Annotated in this window: 16 protein-coding genes; 13 read left to right on the top strand and 3 right to left on the bottom strand. The window is 70.6% G+C overall.

Annotation, left to right across the window (positions count from 1 at the left end; genetic code table 11):
* Positions 1-28: 28 nt before the first annotated feature.
* From AFR_RS41665 to AFR_RS41650, 4 genes are all read left to right on the top strand, one after another.
* Positions 29-508 (top strand): DUF3180 domain-containing protein, encoded by a 480-nt coding sequence (locus AFR_RS41665; RefSeq protein WP_148308353.1) that lies wholly within the window; start codon positions 29-31, stop codon positions 506-508.
* Between the two features lie 75 nt (positions 509-583).
* A complete protein-coding gene (locus AFR_RS41660; RefSeq protein ID WP_041843401.1) occupies positions 584-1840 on the top strand; it encodes an ABC transporter permease in 1257 nt (418 codons plus the stop codon).
* Positions 1841-1870: 30 nt separating this feature from the next.
* Positions 1871-2155 (top strand): hypothetical protein, encoded by a 285-nt coding sequence (locus AFR_RS41655; RefSeq protein ID WP_023562875.1) that lies wholly within the window; start codon positions 1871-1873, stop codon positions 2153-2155.
* 78 nt (positions 2156-2233) lie between these two features.
* Positions 2234-2725, top strand: coding sequence for a hypothetical protein (locus AFR_RS41650; RefSeq protein WP_023562874.1), 492 nt, complete (start codon positions 2234-2236; stop codon positions 2723-2725).
* 141 nt (positions 2726-2866) lie between these two features.
* Here AFR_RS41650 and AFR_RS41645 read toward each other — a convergent pair whose 3' ends face one another.
* Positions 2867-3883, bottom strand: a complete 1017-nt coding sequence (locus AFR_RS41645; protein ID WP_023562873.1) for an ABC transporter ATP-binding protein — start codon at positions 3881-3883, stop codon at positions 2867-2869.
* 2 nt (positions 3884-3885) lie between these two features.
* On the opposite strand from AFR_RS41645, the gene AFR_RS41640 reads away from it, so the two are divergent.
* From AFR_RS41640 to AFR_RS46985, 4 genes are all read left to right on the top strand, one after another.
* On the top strand, positions 3886-4608 hold the full coding sequence (locus tag AFR_RS41640; RefSeq protein ID WP_023562872.1) for an ABC transporter permease: 723 nt from the start codon (positions 3886-3888) through the stop codon (positions 4606-4608).
* Positions 4605-5321, top strand: coding sequence for an ABC transporter permease (locus AFR_RS41635; protein WP_023562871.1), 717 nt, complete (start codon positions 4605-4607; stop codon positions 5319-5321). The genes AFR_RS41640 and AFR_RS41635 overlap by 4 nt, the downstream gene beginning before the upstream one ends.
* Before the next feature lie 163 nt (positions 5322-5484).
* Positions 5485-6486, top strand: a complete 1002-nt coding sequence (locus AFR_RS41630) for a glycine betaine ABC transporter substrate-binding protein (RefSeq protein ID WP_023562870.1) — start codon at positions 5485-5487, stop codon at positions 6484-6486.
* A gap of 97 nt (positions 6487-6583) precedes the next feature.
* Positions 6584-9196 (top strand): hypothetical protein, encoded by a 2613-nt coding sequence (locus AFR_RS46985; protein WP_158510597.1) that lies wholly within the window; start codon positions 6584-6586, stop codon positions 9194-9196.
* A gap of 8 nt (positions 9197-9204) precedes the next feature.
* Here AFR_RS46985 and AFR_RS41615 read toward each other — a convergent pair whose 3' ends face one another.
* Positions 9205-10329: an NADH-quinone oxidoreductase subunit D gene (locus AFR_RS41615; protein WP_023562867.1), complete on the bottom strand. Its 1125-nt coding sequence runs from the start codon at positions 10327-10329 to the stop codon at positions 9205-9207.
* A 20-nt stretch (positions 10330-10349) separates the two neighbouring features.
* Positions 10350-11312 (bottom strand): SAM-dependent methyltransferase, encoded by a 963-nt coding sequence (locus AFR_RS41610; protein WP_041843399.1) that lies wholly within the window; start codon positions 11310-11312, stop codon positions 10350-10352.
* Positions 11313-11449: 137 nt separating this feature from the next.
* On the opposite strand from AFR_RS41610, the gene AFR_RS41605 reads away from it, so the two are divergent.
* From AFR_RS41605 to nadC, 5 genes are all read left to right on the top strand, one after another.
* Entirely contained in the window at positions 11450-12337 is an 888-nt protein-coding gene (locus tag AFR_RS41605) for a Rossmann-like and DUF2520 domain-containing protein (protein WP_023562865.1), read from the top strand.
* The gene (gene panC / locus AFR_RS41600) at positions 12334-13167 is read left to right on the top strand and encodes a pantoate--beta-alanine ligase (protein WP_023562864.1); all 834 of its coding nucleotides are present in this window, start codon (positions 12334-12336) and stop codon (positions 13165-13167) included. The genes AFR_RS41605 and panC overlap by 4 nt, the downstream gene beginning before the upstream one ends.
* Before the next feature lie 106 nt (positions 13168-13273).
* Positions 13274-14188 carry a septum formation family protein gene (locus tag AFR_RS41595; RefSeq protein ID WP_023562863.1) on the top strand — a complete coding sequence of 305 codons (915 nt, stop codon included), beginning with the start codon at positions 13274-13276 and terminating at the stop codon, positions 14186-14188.
* Between the two features lie 62 nt (positions 14189-14250).
* Positions 14251-15897, top strand: coding sequence for an L-aspartate oxidase (locus AFR_RS41590; protein ID WP_023562862.1), 1647 nt, complete (start codon positions 14251-14253; stop codon positions 15895-15897).
* Complete coding sequence (nadC, locus tag AFR_RS41585) at positions 15894-16754, top strand: carboxylating nicotinate-nucleotide diphosphorylase (protein ID WP_023562861.1); 861 nt, start codon at positions 15894-15896, stop codon at positions 16752-16754. Before AFR_RS41590 ends, nadC begins: the two co-directional genes overlap by 4 nt.
* The last annotated feature ends 22 nt before the right edge of the window (positions 16755-16776 follow it).

Raw genomic sequence — 16776 nt, 5'->3', positions numbered from 1 at the left:
CCCCGGCGGTGGAGCACCCGACCCGTCGATGCGGCCGACCAGTCTCTCGATGCTGGTGGTCGCCGGGCTGGCCGCCGCCGCGGTGGGCTGGCTGCTGCTGAGCGCCTTCTACACGCAGATGCCGCGGTTGCCGTGGCTGCCGATCATCGTGCTGGCCACGCTGGCGATCGCCGAGGCGGTCCTCGCGCAGAACACCAGCGCCCGGATCCAGCGCAAGCCCGGTGCACCCCGAGTCGACCCGCTCGCGGTGGCTCGTTTTGTGGTGCTCGCCAAGGCGTCGTCGCTGGCCGGCGCGCTGTTCGGCGGCTTCTCCGCCGGTCTGCTGGCGTGGCTGGCGCTGGAGCCCACCCGGGCCGCCCGCGACGACGTCCCGGCAGCCGTCGGTGGTGTGGCCGCGGCGCTGGCGCTCGTCGGTGCTGCGCTGTGGCTCGAGCGGTCGTGCCGGGTCCCGGAGCAACCCGATCAGAAGGGCGGGGGCGAGTCGGGCAGACAGGCCGGACGGTCCTGACCTTCCGCCCTTTCAGGACTTGAACCGAGGCCCCCTCGTTTCCGTATGCTGTGCCGCGGCGAGGAGGTGCGCGAGATGGCCTACGACGAGACCACATATCGTCGTAATACCGACGACCAGGGCGACAACGACCCGGCCGCGTACCGGACGGGCTTCGGTGCGGCCGATTTTCGCGCCCGCCGCCGCGACCTCGACCCCGACGACACCGGCACCCGTCTCACCGAGCCGGTCGCCGAGCCGGTCCGCCAGGACGAGGTGGACGACGCGGGTCGCGACCGGCTCGGCATCCACATCGGCTGGGAGATCGTCCTGCTGCTGGCGGTCGCCGCGATCGCCTACCTGCTCTACCGGCTCGACCCGGCCAGCCTGAGGCGGCCCGCCCTCGACAGCCTGCTGATCTCGGGTGCCTCGATCGGGCTGCTCGCCCTCGGGGCCGGGCTGACGCTGCGTGCGGGCGTACCCAATCTTGCGGTCGGTCCGATCGCGCTCGCCGCGGCGTTGCACTTCGCCGAGAACGGCGACGACGGCCTGGTCAAGGCGGCTGTGCCGGCGCTGATCGTGGCCGCGGTGGGCGGTCTGGTGATCGGCCTGTTCGTGATCGTGCTGCACGTTCCGGGCTGGGCCGCGACCCTGGGCGCGGCGATGGGTGTCATCGTCTACAACCAGCTGCGGACCGTGCCGGTCACCGTGCAGGGCGACTACGACCCGTCCAACCAGGCGTTCTACCTCTTCGGCGGCTTTGCACTGCTGGCTGTCATCGGTGGTGCGCTCGGCACGGTCGGGCCGATCCGGCGGATGGTCGGCGGCCTGCGCCAGGCCGGGGACCCGGCTCGCCGCCGCGGTGCCGGCTCGGCGTTCCCGGTGCTCGTCTCGCTGATCCTCTCGTCGGTGTTCGCGGTCGGTGCGGGCATCCTGATCGCGGCGGGGTCGACCGCTCCGATCACACCGGGCACCGGGCTCGAGTGGACGGGCATCGCCTTCGGTGCCGCTCTGCTCGCCGGGACCAGCGCCTACGGCCGGCGTGGTGGCATCTTCGGCACTCTCCTCGCGGTGGCCGGGATCGCGCTGTTCCTCGACTACGCGGACAGGCGCAACTTCGACATCGCGTTGTTCGCCATCGCGGCCTGTGCGATCGGCGGCGGCCTGATCGTCACCCGGCTCGTCGAGACGTACGGGCGGCCGTTGCCCGTACCGATGGTCGGTGAGGACTGGAACGCGGCGGCCTCGTCCGGGACCACGTGGACGCCGGACCTGCCGACGGCCGCAGCACCGCCACAGCAGCAGGGCGCACCTCTGCGCTGGGACGAAGGGCCTTGGGGCAGTGGCCGCTGAACGCCGGGCCGTTCGCCCTATGCTGGCGGCATGACCGATTCGACCTTCGCCGAGCTGGACGCCCTGCCGACCGAGGAGCTGCGTGAGCGCGCCTTCGCGAAGGCCCGGGAGCGGCGTGACCTGAGCTTCTTCTGGTCGGTGTTCAAGCACCTGCCCGACGCCGACGAAGCGTCCTCGCTGGACGGCGCCCCGAACACGGTCGGGCCGACGATCGAGGAAGCGGTCGCATTGTGGCGTGAACTGACCGGACACGGGTACGGGGAGCAGGAGCCGCTATTGCGGGCGGCGTTCATCGATTACCTGCAAAAGCACTGATTTTTCACAAGGCACACATTCACGGATATCAGTTCCGCCGCGTTTGGTGACCGGAATCCGCTGGGAAATAGCGGGTTCATGGCTCTCACCAACCGCTACAAAACCGCGCCCGGGGCGGGCACGGTCGCCGCACTGATACTCGTGCTGGTCTTCGGCAGCCCCTGGTATTCCGACTGGGTCACCGACAACACCAACCCCGAAACCGCAGGGGGCTGGTGGCTGCGCCTGCTCGCCTGGCCGCACTGGCGCTTCGACTCCGACGACTCCCTGCGTTCGATCATCATCGGCGACCTCAAGGCGATCCTCGTCGTCGTGCTGACGCTGCTCTTCCTCTACCTGCTGCCCGGCTCCCAGCTGGCCCGGGCCCGCGGCACGATCAGCCAGTTCTTCGCGGGCTGGGCGGCGTACATCTTCGCCGGTGGTTTTGCGGCCCTGCTGACCACGCTGTTCCTGGCCAACCCGTCGCTGCTCGGCGCGTTCCGGACCGCCGGGGAGGGCGCCACCTACGGCCTCTTCGTCGGCTGGATCATCGGACTCGCGACCCTCGGCGGACGCCGCGGCACTCACTGACCCTCACCCCAGGTCCGGCCCGTGCTGGCCGGACCGCCCCGGGGCGCGACCTGTGGACCGGAACCCCCAACCTGGCCCCCACAACGCCGCGCCACACCCGCAGCGCGATCGGAAGCCCCCCTCCGGTCGCGCTGCGGTCTGTCAGGCGGAGGTAGCGGCGGCTTCCTCGTTGGGCACGTCGAAGAGAGCCGACCGGGAGACCGCGCCGACCGGCTTGCCGTCCTCGACCACGACGACGTTGAGCGAGTCGCTGGTCAGCATCGCCGCCAGCGCGTCGTAGAGCGTGCCGCCGGCCTCCACCGTGGGCAGCCGGTCGATCTCCTCGATCTGACCGACCGGGCGCATCGCGCCACGGACCGGCGTGACCGCCAGCCGCCGGATGCCGCGGTCGGTGCCGACGAACTCGCTCACCGCCTGCGAGGCGGGGTGGCTCAGCAGCTCGGCCGGGCTCGCGTACTGCATGAGCCGGCCGCCCTCGGCCAGCACTGCGATCCGGTCGCCGAGGCGTACGGCTTCGTCGATGTCGTGGGTGACCAGCACGATCGTCTTGCGGACCGCGGCCTGGAGACGCAGGAACTCCTCCTGCAGCCGGCCGCGGACGATCGGGTCCACCGCGGAGAACGGCTCGTCCATCAGCAGCACGAGCGGATCTGCGGCGAGGGCGCGCGCCACACCGACCCGCTGACGCTGACCACCGGAGAGCTCGTGCGGGTAACGACCGGCGTAGCGCCCCGGGTCCAGACCGACCAGCTCGAGCAGCTCGTCGGCGCGTGACTTGATCTTTTTCCGGTCCCAGCCCAGGAGCTTCGGAACGGTTCCGACATTGGTACGGATCGTCTGGTGCGGGAAGAGTCCCACATTCTGGATCACGTAGCCGATCTTGCGGCGGAGCTCGACCGGATCCTGCGTCGAGACGTCTTCACCGTCGATCAGGATGCGGCCCTTCGACGGCTCGATCAGCCTGTTGATCATCCGGAGGACGGTCGACTTGCCGCAGCCGGAGGGGCCGATGAGCACGGCCAGCTCACCCGCACCGACGTCCAGGCTGATGTCGCCGACCGCCACCGTGCCGTCCGGATAGACCTTGCCGAGGTTCTCGAGCGTGATAGACGCCGCGGTCCGGCCAGCGCCGGAGTCGTTGATCGCGGTAGCGTCCACGTATGTCCTTCCTGTCGAGGGCCCCGGCGCCTGCGTGGCCCCTGGCCGCCCCCGCTGATGACGGGCCGGGAAATCCGTGGTTCTCCTGGCGCTATGTCCACGACAACGCGAGCGAGATCCTCACCGCGCTGCAGTTCCACGCGGGTCTGACCGCCCGTGCAGTGATCATCGCGCTGATCGTCGCGTTGCCGCTGGCGGTCGTCTCCTATTGGTGGCGACCGCTGACCGGCCCGATTCTTGCACTCTCCGGCGTCCTCTACACGATCCCTTCCCTGGCGCTTCTTGCTCTTCTCGCCCCGGCCGTCGGTACGACGAGCGACACCTCGGTGTTGATCGCCCTGGTCCTGTACGCCCTGCTGGTGCTCGTCCGCAACTCCCTCGCCGGCCTGACGCAGGTCCCGGGGGAGGTCCGTGACGCCGCCGCCGGGATGGGCTACGGCCGGTTCGGCCGCCTGTGGCGCATCGAGCTGCCGCTGGCGCTGCCGGGCATCCTCACCGGTCTGCGCCTCGCCACCGTCTCGACCGTCGCGCTCGTCACGGTCGGCTCGCTGATCGGCAAGGGCGGTCTCGGCGAGATGATCCTCGGCGGCTTCCGGAACAACTTCTACAAGGCCGAGATCATGACCGGCACGCTGCTCTGCGTCGCCCTGGCCCTGGTCCTCGACCTGCTCCTGGCCGGTGTGGGCCGCCTGCTCACCCCGTGGACGAGGGAGCGGAAGTCGTGAACTACTTCCACGAGGGCTACATCTGGCTCAACGACCCGCTGAACTGGACCAACCCCGGCGGACTGCTGGACCGGCTCCAGGAGCACCTGCTCATCAGCCTCTGGGCGGTGCTGCTCGGGTGTGTCATCGGCTGGCCGCTCGGCATCTGGCTCGGCCACCGGGGACGGGGCGGCGGCGGGGTCATCACCTTCGCCAACCTGACCCTGGCCATCCCCACACTCGCCCTGCTCACGATCCTGCCGCTGACGCCGCTCGGCTTCGGTCAACCCCCCGTCGTGGTCGCCCTGGCGGTCTTCGCGGTCCCACCCCTCCTGGCGAACGCGTACACGGGACTGCGGCAGATCGATCCCGAAACGCGGGACGCCGCTCGCGGCATGGGGCTGTCCGGCGGTCAGGTGCTGCGCCAGGTCGAGCTGCCGCTGTCGGTGCCCTATCTCGCGGCGGGACTGCGGACGGCGGCCGTCCAGGTGGTCGCGACTGCGGCGCTGGCCGCGTTCGTGAACGGTGGCGGGCTCGGCGAGATCATCTCCGCGGGCTTCGGCATCGGCATGAGCAACGGCGGCGGCGGGCAGATCGTGGCCGGCGGAATCGTTGTGGCGCTCCTCGCATTGCTGGTGGAAGCGGTCCTCGCAGGCGTACAACGACTGGTGACACCGCCGGGACTGCGGACGGAACGCCGTCGCCGGCCGACCGCTGCGGCACCGGCTGGGTAACGGTCCCGCATCGTTACAGAAGTTGTCAGACCCAGCGGGTAGGAATGAATCGAGGCCGCCTCCGGGCGGCCGACAACTGACATCACACGGGCATCGAAACCGACTGCCCGTCGGACACGCGGCGCGGCCGATCAGGCCGTGCCGGGACACAGAAGGCGGCAGTATGCGTCGACACCTGCTCCTGACGGCCGGCACCCTCATGACCGCCGCCGTCATCCTCGCCGGCTGTGGTGACTCCGGTTCCTCGGGCACCGAAGCCCCGGCCAGCAACGCGGCGGGCTCCGCCGGTTGTGCGCCGGTCGCCGGTGACAAGCTCGTCGTCCTCACCGACGACAAGAACCTCCAGAACACCGACAACATCGTCCCGGCGATCAACAAGAAGGCCTCGTCGCCCGAGCTCATCGCGGCGCTCGACAAGGTTTCCGCGGCGCTGGACACGACGAAGCTGATCGAGCTCAACAAGGCCGTCGACATCGACCGCAAGTCGTCCAAGGCCGCGGCCGAGGAGTTCGCGACGGCCAACAGCATCACCAGCGGCATCACGAAGGGCCCCGGCGGCGACATCACAGTCGGCGCGGCCAACTTCAGCGAGAACGCGACCCTCGGCGAGCTCTACAACATCGCCCTGACGGCCGCCGGCTACAAGGTCAAGGTCCAGCAGATCGGCAACCGCGAGCTGTACGAGCCCGCGCTCGAGAAGGGCGACATCGACGTCGTCCCCGAGTACGCCGCCACGCTGGCGACGTTCCTCTCCGGCAAGATCGACGGCAAGGACGCCAAGGACCCGTCGTCGCCGCAGATCGACACCACGATGACCAACCTGACCGCCCTCGGTGAGAAGGCCGGCCTGGTCTTCGGCAAGCCGTCCGCGGCGCAGGACCAGAACGCGTTCGCCACCACGGAGGCGTTCACCACCAAGTACGGCGTGAAGACACTGTCGGACCTTGCGGCCAAGTGCTCGGGTGCCGCCACCGTCCTCGGCGGCCCGCCGGAGTGCCCGCAGCGGCCGAAGTGCCAGCAGGGCCTGGTCGAGACCTACAGCTTCCAGGCGGGCAAGTTCAGCTCGCTGGACGCCGGTGGTCCGCTGACCAAGACCGGTCTGAAGCAGGGCACGATCAGCGTCGGCCTCGTTTTCAGCTCGGACGGCGCCCTCGCCGCCGGCTGATGACCTGCTGATACATCCCGGACGCCGGGCACCGTGACACGGTGCCCGGCGTTTGCCCGTTTCGTGACGGGCGCCACTCTCGGTAGCATCTGCCACCATGCCTGACCGGGACCCCGAGGCGCCGCACTCCGCCCGCCTCCTCACGGCCCTGATCTGGGCCGGCGTCGGCCTGGCCCCGGTCGCCGCCATCGTCGTGCTGATCGGCGGCAGCAACAACTCCATCCGCTTCGCGGTCCTGCTCATCGCCGTCTGCGTCGTCCTGATCGGCGCCGCCATGCTGATCCGTAACGACCCCGTCCTGCACCGCATGGACGTCGAGGACCGGGTCGCGGCCGAGGTCGGTGACCTGCGCGAGGAAATCCGCGAAGAGGTCGCTGCGGCAGCCCGGGCCACAGGCCACCGGGTCCAGGTCCTCCAGGACGAGATGGGCCGCATGCGGCCTGGCGGGTCCCCGGCGGCGGCTTTTGCGCAAGGCCAACCCGAGCCGGGCCAGACCACGGGTGGCCGCGCGGCCGGGATGGCGCCCGGTCAGATTTCGGGTGGCCGCGTGGGCGGGGAGGCCTCGGGCCAGACCGCGGGTGGCCGCGGTGGTGCGATGGCGCCGGGCCAGACTTCGGGTGGCCGCGCTGGTGCGATGGCGCCGGGCCAGATTTCGGGTGGTCGTGTGGGCGGGACGGCCCCGGGCCAGACAACAGGTGGTCGTGCGAGCGGGGCGGTGCCGGGACAGACCACGGGTGGCCGCGCGGGTGCGATGGCGCCGGGTCAGACTTCGGGTGGTCGTGGGGGTGGGGTAGCGCCTGGCCATACGATTGGTGGGCGTGCGGCGGGGACTGTTACTCCGCAGCCGGCGCCTGGGCAGACTTCGGTGGCGAGGATTCCGGCTGTTGCCTCGGCGTCGGTGTCCGGGGGTGTTGCTCCGATGGGGGCGGCACAGGTGCGCGGCGGCTCTTCGGGTTCGGTCTTGGGTGGTTCGGCCTCCGGTGCCGCATCCGCGGGTTACGCGCCGGTCGGCTCCGCGTCAGTAGGTTCCGTGTCGGTCGGCTCGGCGTCGGTTGGTTCGGCGTCAGTGGGCTCGGCTTCCATGGGCTCGGCTTCCGTGGGTTCGGCCTCTGTGGGTTCGGCCTCTGTGGGTTCGGCTCCGGTTGGTTCTGCATCGGCCGGGCCTGCGACGGGGGGTTTTGTCTCGACGGGCTCGGCGTCAGTGGGTGCCGGGCCGGTGGGAGCGGGCTCGATTCCGCGTCAGCGGGGCGCCGCCGTTGTTCCGCAGCCGGTGTCGTCGTATCCCCCGCCGGCTTACGGGGATCCCTCTTTTTCGGACCTGGCCTACGTGGATGCTGACTACCAGGATTCTGCCTTCGCAGACCTGCGCTACCCCGACGTGGCCTTGCCGGACCCCGCATCTGCGAGCTCCGCCCACCGCATGCCTGATCATCCGCGTGCCGACTTCCCGGACCCCGCGTATGTAAACCTCGACCATCAGGAAGGTGCCTACGCGGATCCTGCCTTTGCGGACCCGGGCTATCCGGAAGCTTCCTTCCCGGATCCGGCCTATGTCGATCCGAGCCACCAGGGGCCTGCCTTTCCGCTTCCGGCCTTGCCGGACTCCGCATATGGGAGCCCTGGCCGGCAGGAAGCCACCTACCCGGACTCCGCGTATGCAGACCGCGTGCATCCTGACGCCGCTTACCAGTCCCGCGGCGGCGGGATCCACGGCGGTGGCCGGGCGCTTGGCGGCGCGACGTATGGCGGCGGCGAGGGATACGGCGGCGCATATGACGGCGGTGGAGGCGATAGCGGCGGCGAGCAGGACAGCGTGGGCCGCGGCGGCAGCACCGAATACGGCGGTGGCACTTACGGCGGCGCCGAATATGGCGGCGGTTACGATCCCGGCTCGGCGTGGGCGGACCAGAGCGGAGCGGCCCCGCAATACGCCGCCGCCCAACCCGCCGACTACACCCGCGGCGAGGACTATCTCAGCGACGAGCACACGGGCGGCGACAACTACGCGCTCAGCGGCCAGCACACCGGTAGCGGCAACTATGGGGCGACCGGCCGCGACAACTATGCGGCCGGCGGCGAGCACACCGGCGGCGACAACTTTGCGGCCGGCGGCGAGCGCACCGGCGGCGACAACTTTGCGGCCGGCGGCGAGCGCACCGGCAGCAGCGACTACGCCACCAGCGGTAGCTACTCGACTGGCGGCAATTACGGGACTGGCGGCAGCTATGCGACTGACGGCAACTACGCCGCCGGCAGCAGCTACGCGGGCGGCGCCGACTATGCCACGAGCAGCGACTACGCCATCAGCCAGGACTACACCGGCGCCGGCAATGCGAACGGTGCAGGTGTAGGCACCAGCTACGGGAGCGGCACCGGCTACGACAGCGCTCCGGTTGTCGAATATCAGGCCGGAAGCAACGACGCCGCCCCGCAGCGGGCGTCACGGCGGCACGCGGCCCCCGACACCGGCACGGACATCGGTCGTTACGGTCTGGCGGATCAGGCTCAAGACGGCGGCTACGAGGCGACAGGCTACGGCTATGGCGTCCCGCTGACCGAGGACCGCACCGGCGCCTATCACAGCGGCGGAACGTCCGGTTACATCGACAACGGCAGCTACGTCACCTTCGGGCCCCAGTCGGAGCAGGGCCGGCCCGAGACCGGCGGCTACTACGGCACGGATCAAAGGGACGAACACGGCCGCTGGTAGCCTGGCCCTTACTTGTCGATGTCCCCGACGACGAAGAACATCGACCCGAGGATCGCGATCAGGTCCGGCACGAGACACCCGGGGATCAGCGTCGCCAGCGCCTGGACGTTGGCATACGACGCGGTGCGCAGCTTGAGGCGCCACGGGGTCTTCTCGCCGCGGGACACCAGGTAGTAGCCGTTGATGCCGAGCGGGTTCTCCGTCCACGCGTACGTGTGGCCCTCGGGTGCCTTGACGACCTTGGGGAGGCGGACGTTGACCGGTCCGCTGATCCGGTCGACGCGGTCGAGGCAGGCCTGGGCGAGGTCGAGTGACGCGTACACCTGGTCGAGCAGCACTTCGAAGCGCGCGTGGCAGTCGCCGGCGGTACGGGTCACGACCGGGACGTCGAGCTGGTCGTACGCGAGGTAGGGCTCGTCGCGCCGCAGGTCGATGTCGAGGCCACTGGCTCGTGCCACGGGTCCAGAGGCGCCGTACGCCGCTGCCTGTTCCGCGGTGAGGACGCCGACTCCGACCGTACGGGCTCGGAAGATGTCGTTGTTGCGGACCAGGTTGTCGATGTCGGGCATGCGGCTGCGGACTTTGTCGATGGCGGTCCGGGCCCGGCTGGTCCAGCCCGCGGGCACTTCTTCCTTGAGGCCGCCGACGCGGTTGAACATGTAGTGGATGCGGCCGCCGGAGACTTCCTCCATGACGGCCTGGAGGGTTTCGCGCTCGCGGAACGCGTAGAACATCGGTGTGATCGCACCGATCTCCAGCGGGTACGAGCCGAGGAACATCAGGTGGTTGAGCACCCGGTTGAGCTCGGCCAGCGCCATCCGCAGCCAGGTTGCGCGTTCAGGGACCTCGATGCCCATGAGCCGTTCGACGGCGAGGGCGACGCCGAGCTCGTTGGAGAAGGCCGACAGCCAGTCGTGGCGGTTGGCGAGCACGATGATCTGCCGGTAGTCGCGCACCTCGAAGAGTTTCTCGGCGCCGCGGTGCATGTATCCGACGATGGGCTCGCAGGTGACGACACGTTCGCCGTCGAGGGTCAGCTTGAGCCGCAGCACGCCGTGCGTCGACGGGTGCTGCGGGCCGATGTTGAGCACCATGTCGGCCGTGTCGAGCCCGGACCCGGTCCCGACGGTCATCTCCCGCAAGTCACTCACGGCTAGATGTTCCCACGAAGCTCGATGCCCACCTCGTGCAGCAGCCACCAGTGCCCGCCCAGCCCGGCCGGGTCGGTGAGCTCGGCGGCCGCGCCGGCGGCGCTCAGCGCGCGCAGATATCCGGCCGGGTCCGTGCTCGCCAGGGCCAGCGGTGGTCGCCCGCCGTCGACCCCCAGACCGCGCAGGGCCTCCCGCTGCCCGATGATCCGGTACGCCGTCCCGGCCGCAACCGCCGCGGAATCGATCGCCACATGAGCCGTGACATCGCAGCTCCCGTCGGGTACCGGCTCGATCTGCCGCCCGTCCCGGAACCCGGTTAGCGTTCCGAGCGGAGGCCGTGAGCTGCGCAGATGCCCGTAGTCGATCGCCAGCGCGCAGCCGCGCCGCACCGAGCTGACGGCCTCGGCCCAGGCGGCGTCCCGGGGCCAGCCGATCTCGATGCGGTCCCCGAGTCCGGCGTCCGGCCACCAGCGCGCCGCCCAGAACCGGTCGGCGGCGTCGAGATCACGCCCGAGTGTCTCCAGACCGGTGTCAGGGTCGACGAGCACCTGGCGCAGCCGGCCGTCCGCGTCGACCTCGGCCAGGTCGAGCGGGACGTTGTCCAGCCACTCGGTGGCCAGCAGCACGCCGGTCACGCTGTCCGGGATGTCCGCGCGCCAGCCGATCTCCTTCGGCAGCCCGTCCGGTCGTCCGGCGAGCTCGACGCCCACCAACCGGACCCGTTCCCGGAGGTCGCTGCCGTTCACCAGGGCATCGAGAGCGGTCAGGAGTTCGCCGCGACCAGCACCCACGTCGACGACGTCGAGGTGGTCCGGGTGGCCGAGCGCGTCGTCGACCTCCTGGATCAGCCTCAGCAGCGCGCCGGCAAAGAGCGGCGATGCGTGGACGCTCGTCCGGAAATGGTCAGCCGGGCCCGTGGCCGCCCGGGTGAAGAAGCCGCCGGGACCGTAGAGCGCCCGGGTCATCGCGGACCGCCAGCCAACCGTTGTCACGCTGTCAATGTAGGCCGTGCAGTTGTTCACACGCTCTTGTCACGAGCGTGTTACGTCGGCGCATACTTGCGATCGACCGGTACCCCCTTTCGCGAGGACTGGATCTTTCTATGAGCGCTGTGCAGCGCGCCGGAAAGCGTGCTTCTTCCCTGGTCGTCGGTGTGGTCGGCGCGGGACGGGTGGGTGCCGTGCTCGGCGCCGCCCTCGAGGCCGCCGGACATCACGTGGTCGCCGCCGCAGCCGTCTCCGCCGCCTCCCGCGAACGCGCCCGGCGCCTTCTCCCGCACGCCGAGATCCGTCCCGCCGACGAGGTCGCCCGCGCCGCCACCGATCTGCTGCTGCTCGCCGTTCCCGACGATCATCTGGCCGGTGTCGTGTCCGGTCTGGCAGCCACCGGCTCGTTGCGTGACGGCACGGTCGTCGCGCACACCTCGGGCGCGCACGGTCTGGCCGTTCTGGGTGACCGGGACGGCATCGCCCTGCACCCGGCCATGACGTTCACCGGCGCGGACGCCGACCTCGAGCGGCTGCCGGGCATCGCCTGGGGCATCACCGCGCGGGACAGGGCCTTCGCCTCGCGCCTGGTCACGGATCTCGGTGGCATCCCCGAGTGGATCGCCGAGGACGCTCGCCCGCTCTATCACGCGGCCCTCGCGCACGGCGCAAACCACCTGGTCACGCTGGTCAACGAGGCTGCCGACCTGCTGCGGACGGCCGGTGTCGAGGACCCCGCGACCGTGCTCTCGCCGCTGCTGCACGCGGCGCTGGACAACGCGCTGCTCCTCGGGGACGCCGCCCTGACCGGGCCGGTCTCGCGCGGTGACGCCGGAACGGTACGCAAACATCTGGACCACCTCGCGCCGGAGTCCGTACCGGCTTATCTCGCTCTGGCCCGGCGCACCGCCGACCGTGCCATCGCGGCAGGAAGGCTGCGGCCGCAGGATGCGGCGCTGCTGCTCGACGTTCTCGCCCACGCGACCGTAGGGAGCCCCTCATGACCGCGCTCGTCCACACCCGCGCCGAGCTGGCTGCCGCCCGGTCCGCCGCGACCGGCCGCGTGGCCGTCGTGATGACCATGGGTGCGCTGCACGAGGGGCACCGGCAGCTGATGCGCGAGGCCCGCGAGCGCGGCGACTTCGTGCTGGTCACGATCTTCGTGAACCCGCTGCAGTTCGGCCCGAACGAGGACTTCGACAAGTACCCCCGCACGCTCGACGCCGACGTCGAGGCCTGCCGTGCCGAGCAGGTCGACCTGGTGTTCGCGCCGGACCGCGACGAGATGTACCCCGGTGGTTCGCCGCTGGTGACGCTGGCCGCCGGTCCGATGGGCGAGATCCTGGAGGGCGCCAGCCGGCCCGGGCACTTCTCCGGGATGCTCACCGTGGTCGCCAAGCTGCTCCTGCTCACGCGGGCCGACCTGGCGTTCTTCGGCGAGAAGGACTTCCAGCAGCTGTCCCTGATCCGGCGGATGGTGCGTGACCTGGAGATCGGCGCGGAGATCATCGGCGTGCCGACCGTGCGGGAGGCCGACGGCCTGGCGCTGTCCAGCCGCAACCGCTACCTCTCGGCCGAGCAGCGGCAGGCGGCACTCGCGCTCTCGCAGGCGCTGCGGGAGGGCGCGGCCCAGAGCGACGCGGAGAGCGCGCTGGAGGCGGCCGGCAAGATCCTCGCCGACGAGCCCGGTGTGCAGGTGGACTATCTGGCGCTCACCGACCCACTGCTGGGGCCGGCGCCCGCGGACGGCCCGGCGCGGCTGCTCGTCGCCGCCAAGGTCGGCACCACGCGTCTGATCGACAACGTTCCGCTCCTGCTCGGAGAGGCCGCCTGAGCCTGTCAGTGTGCTGAAAGGTCTTGCCGAAGCCGCCGTGTCGCCCGTGTCGATTGCCCTATGATCGACAAAACGGACACGGTTGACGCTCGGGAGGCTCGGTTCCATGCGACACCTCGCCGGGCGGGCCCTTCTGGGGCTGGCAGTTGCCCTGACCGTTTTGCTCGGTGGCTGCGGCAATCCGGGCGGCGTCGACGGCAACCTCACCAACGGCTGGGCCGCGATCGGGGCGCCGACCGGCTTCACGCCCGTGGCGGAGACCTGCCACCTGGCCAACTTCTCGACCTTCGGGGCCCGGGCCACGTACGAAGAGGTCGACTGCAAACTCAAGCACCGCACCGAGACGGTCTACGTCGGCAAATATCCGAGTCCGGCCGCCGAGGCCGCGGATCCACCGGCACCGGACTCGGCGGGTGCGCGCGCGGCGTACAGGATCTGCGACCTGAAGACCACCGTGTACGTGGGAGCGCCGTGGCGCACCAGCCGGCTCTGGATCGGGGTGACCCAGCCGACGCGGGCCGCCTGGACCGGTGGTGCCCGCTGGTACCGCTGCGAGGCGCTGGTCAGCAGCTCGGTCGAGGACGACGGCGGGCTGGTCCAGCGGGTCGGCAGCCTCCAGAACGCCCTCAAGGCGCCGAAGTCCCCACTGCTGCTGACCTGCTACAACGTGCTGCTCGACCAGGACGGCAAGATCGGCACGATGCCCTCGACGGCGTGCGCGGCCAAGCACAACGCCGAGTTCGTCGGCGTCTGGGATGCGGGTGATCTGGCGTACCCGGAGAACTCCAAGGACTGGGACAAGTTCCACGACGGCTGCCGGAGCCTGATCGCGTCGTACGTCGAAGTGCCCGACGACGCCGACCTGCAGTACCGCGCCGGTGTGATCTCGCTGCCCGGTGGCGACGACGTCTGGGAGCTGGGCGATCGGGGTGTGCGCTGTTACCTGTGGCTGGATCAGGCGACGCTGACGGCCTCGCTGAAGGGCAAGGGCCCCACGGCCATGCCGGTCCAGTACCAGTAACGCCCGGCACTTCTTCACGCCCCGGCCGTGATTTCGCGGGCCGGGCGAGGTTGACTGAGCCCATGTCGCATCTTGCCGACCTTCCGGCGCTTCCCCGCCGTCTGGCCGCCGCCGAGCCCGGCTGGACCGAGACCACCGATGTGCTGGTCGTCGGCTCCGGCGTCGCGGGCCTGACCGCCGCCCTCTACCTGCGCGAGTCCGGTCTGCACGTCACCGTCGTCACCAAGGTCAACATCGACGACGGGTCGACCCGGTGGGCGCAGGGTGGCATCGCGGCCGTGCTCGACCCCCTCGACACCCCCGAGGCCCATGCGTTCGACACCGAGATCGCGGGGGTCGGCCTCTGCGACCCCGCAGCCGTACGCGTCCTGGTCGAGGAGGGCCCCGCGCGGATCCGTGAACTGATGCGCATCGGGGCGGAGTTCGACCGCAACGACGACGGTTCGCTGATGCTGACCCGCGAGGGCGGCCACCGCGCCGACCGCATCGTGCACGCGGGCGGCGACGCGACCGGCGCCGAGGTCCAGCGCGCGCTGCACGCGGCGGTGCACCGCGACCCGTGGATCAGGCTGGTCGAGCACGCCCTGGTCCTTGACCTGCTGCGTGCGTCCGACGGCCGGGTCTGCGGCATCACCCTGCACGTGCTCGGCGAGGGCAGCGAGGACGGTGTCGGCTCGATCCTGGCCCGCGCGGTGGTGCTCGCGACGGGCGGCATGGGTCAGATCTTCGCCTCCACCACCAACCCGGCGGTCTCCACGGGCGACGGCGTCGCGCTCGCCCTGCGAGCCGGCGCGAAGGTCACCGACGTGGAGTTCGTGCAGTTCCACCCGACGTCGTTCGTGACGGCGAGCGTGACGTCGGTGCAGCGGCCACTGATCTCCGAGGCGTTGCGCGGCGAAGGCGCCCACCTGGTCGACGAGACCGGCAAGCGTTTCATGGTCGGCCAGCACGAGCTAGCCGAGCTGGCTCCCCGTGACGTCGTCGCCAAGGGCATCCATCGCGTGCTGCGGGCCACCGGCGCCGACCACGTTTACCTGGACGCGCGGCACCTCGGCAAGGAGTTCCTCGAGCAGCGCTTCCCGACGATCGTGGCGTCGACCCGCGCGGCGGGCGTCGACCCGGCGACCGAGCTGATCCCGGTCGCCCCGGCGGCCCACTACGCCTCGGGCGGCGTCCGCACCGACCTCGCCGGCCGCACCTCCATCCCCGGCCTGTACGCCTGCGGCGAGGTCGCCTGCACGGGCGTGCACGGCGCCAACCGGCTGGCCAGCAACTCGCTGCTGGAAGGCCTGGTCTTCTCCCGGCGCATCGCCGACGACATCGCCCGCGACCTGCCCCCGCAGGCGGACCCGGTGGCTCAGGCCGGCGGCCCGGGCTGGGTGGTCTCCCCGGCGGTCCGTGCCGATCTGCAGCGTTCGATGACCCGAGGCGCCGGTGTGCTGCGCTCGGCCGACTCACTGGCGGCCACGGCCAAGGAGCTGTCCCGCCTCGGTGAGCAGCACGGCCGCCCGAACAACGCCTCGTGGGAAGCGACCAACCTGCTCACGGTGGCGAGCGCACTGGTCGCCTCGGCCTCCGAACGCCGCGAGACCCGCGGCTGCCACTGGCGCGAGGACTACCCCAACGCCCTCGACGAATGGCGCGGCCACCTCCTGGACGCGATCGACAACGCGGGACACCTGACGCAGACCTTCGAGGAGATGGCATGACCGACGGGTTGGATCTGGCCGAGGTCGAGCGGATCGTCTACACGGCGCTGGCCGAGGACCTCGGTGATCCGCCGCGGGACGTGACCAGCGAGGCGACGATTCCCGCCGGTCAGTTCGACACGGCCGAGCTGGTCGCCCGCGCGCCCGGTGTGGTGGCCGGTCTGCCGGTCGCGGCCCAGGTCTTCGCGGCCACCTCGGGTGGAACCGCGGAGTTCGATCAGCGTGTCGAGGAGGGCACCCGGGTCGTCCGCGGTGACGTCCTTGCGGTGATCACCGGTCCGACACGGTCGCTGCTCACGGCCGAGCGCACGGCCCTCAACCTGCTCTGCCGCATGTCGGGTGTCGCCACCCACACCCGCCGGTGGGCCGACGAACTGGCCGGCACCAAGGCCACGGTCCTGGACACCCGCAAGACGACACCGGGCCTGCGCGTGCTGGAGAAATACGCGGTGCGGGCCGGTGGTGGCACCAACAAGCGCATGGGCCTCTACGACGTCGCCATGATCAAGGACAACCACAAGCTCGCTGCGGGCAGCATCACCGCTGCCTACCGGGCGGTGCGCTCGACGTTCCCGGATGTGGCCGTGCAGGTCGAGGTCACGACGGTCGCCGAGGCGGTGGAAGCCGTGGAGGCGGGCGCGGACTTCCTGCTGTGCGACAACATGACACCTGACCTGCTGCGCGAGGTGGTGGCCGCCGTCGGTGACCGTGCCGAGCTGGAGGCCACAGGCAATCTCACGCTGGCGACGGTCAAGGACTACGCGGCGACCGGCGTCGACTACCTGTCGGTCGGCGGCCTGACCCACTCGTCCCCGATCCTCGACATCGCCATGGACCTCCGCCCCCGCACCACGTGAGCTTGGGCCGCCCGAGGGTGGG

This window comes from Amorphoplanes friuliensis DSM 7358, from assembly GCF_000494755.1.
In the GTDB taxonomy this organism is placed as follows: Bacteria; Actinomycetota; Actinomycetes; order Mycobacteriales; family Micromonosporaceae; genus Actinoplanes; species Actinoplanes friuliensis.
This window is presented reverse-complemented; position numbering and strand designations above follow the sequence as displayed.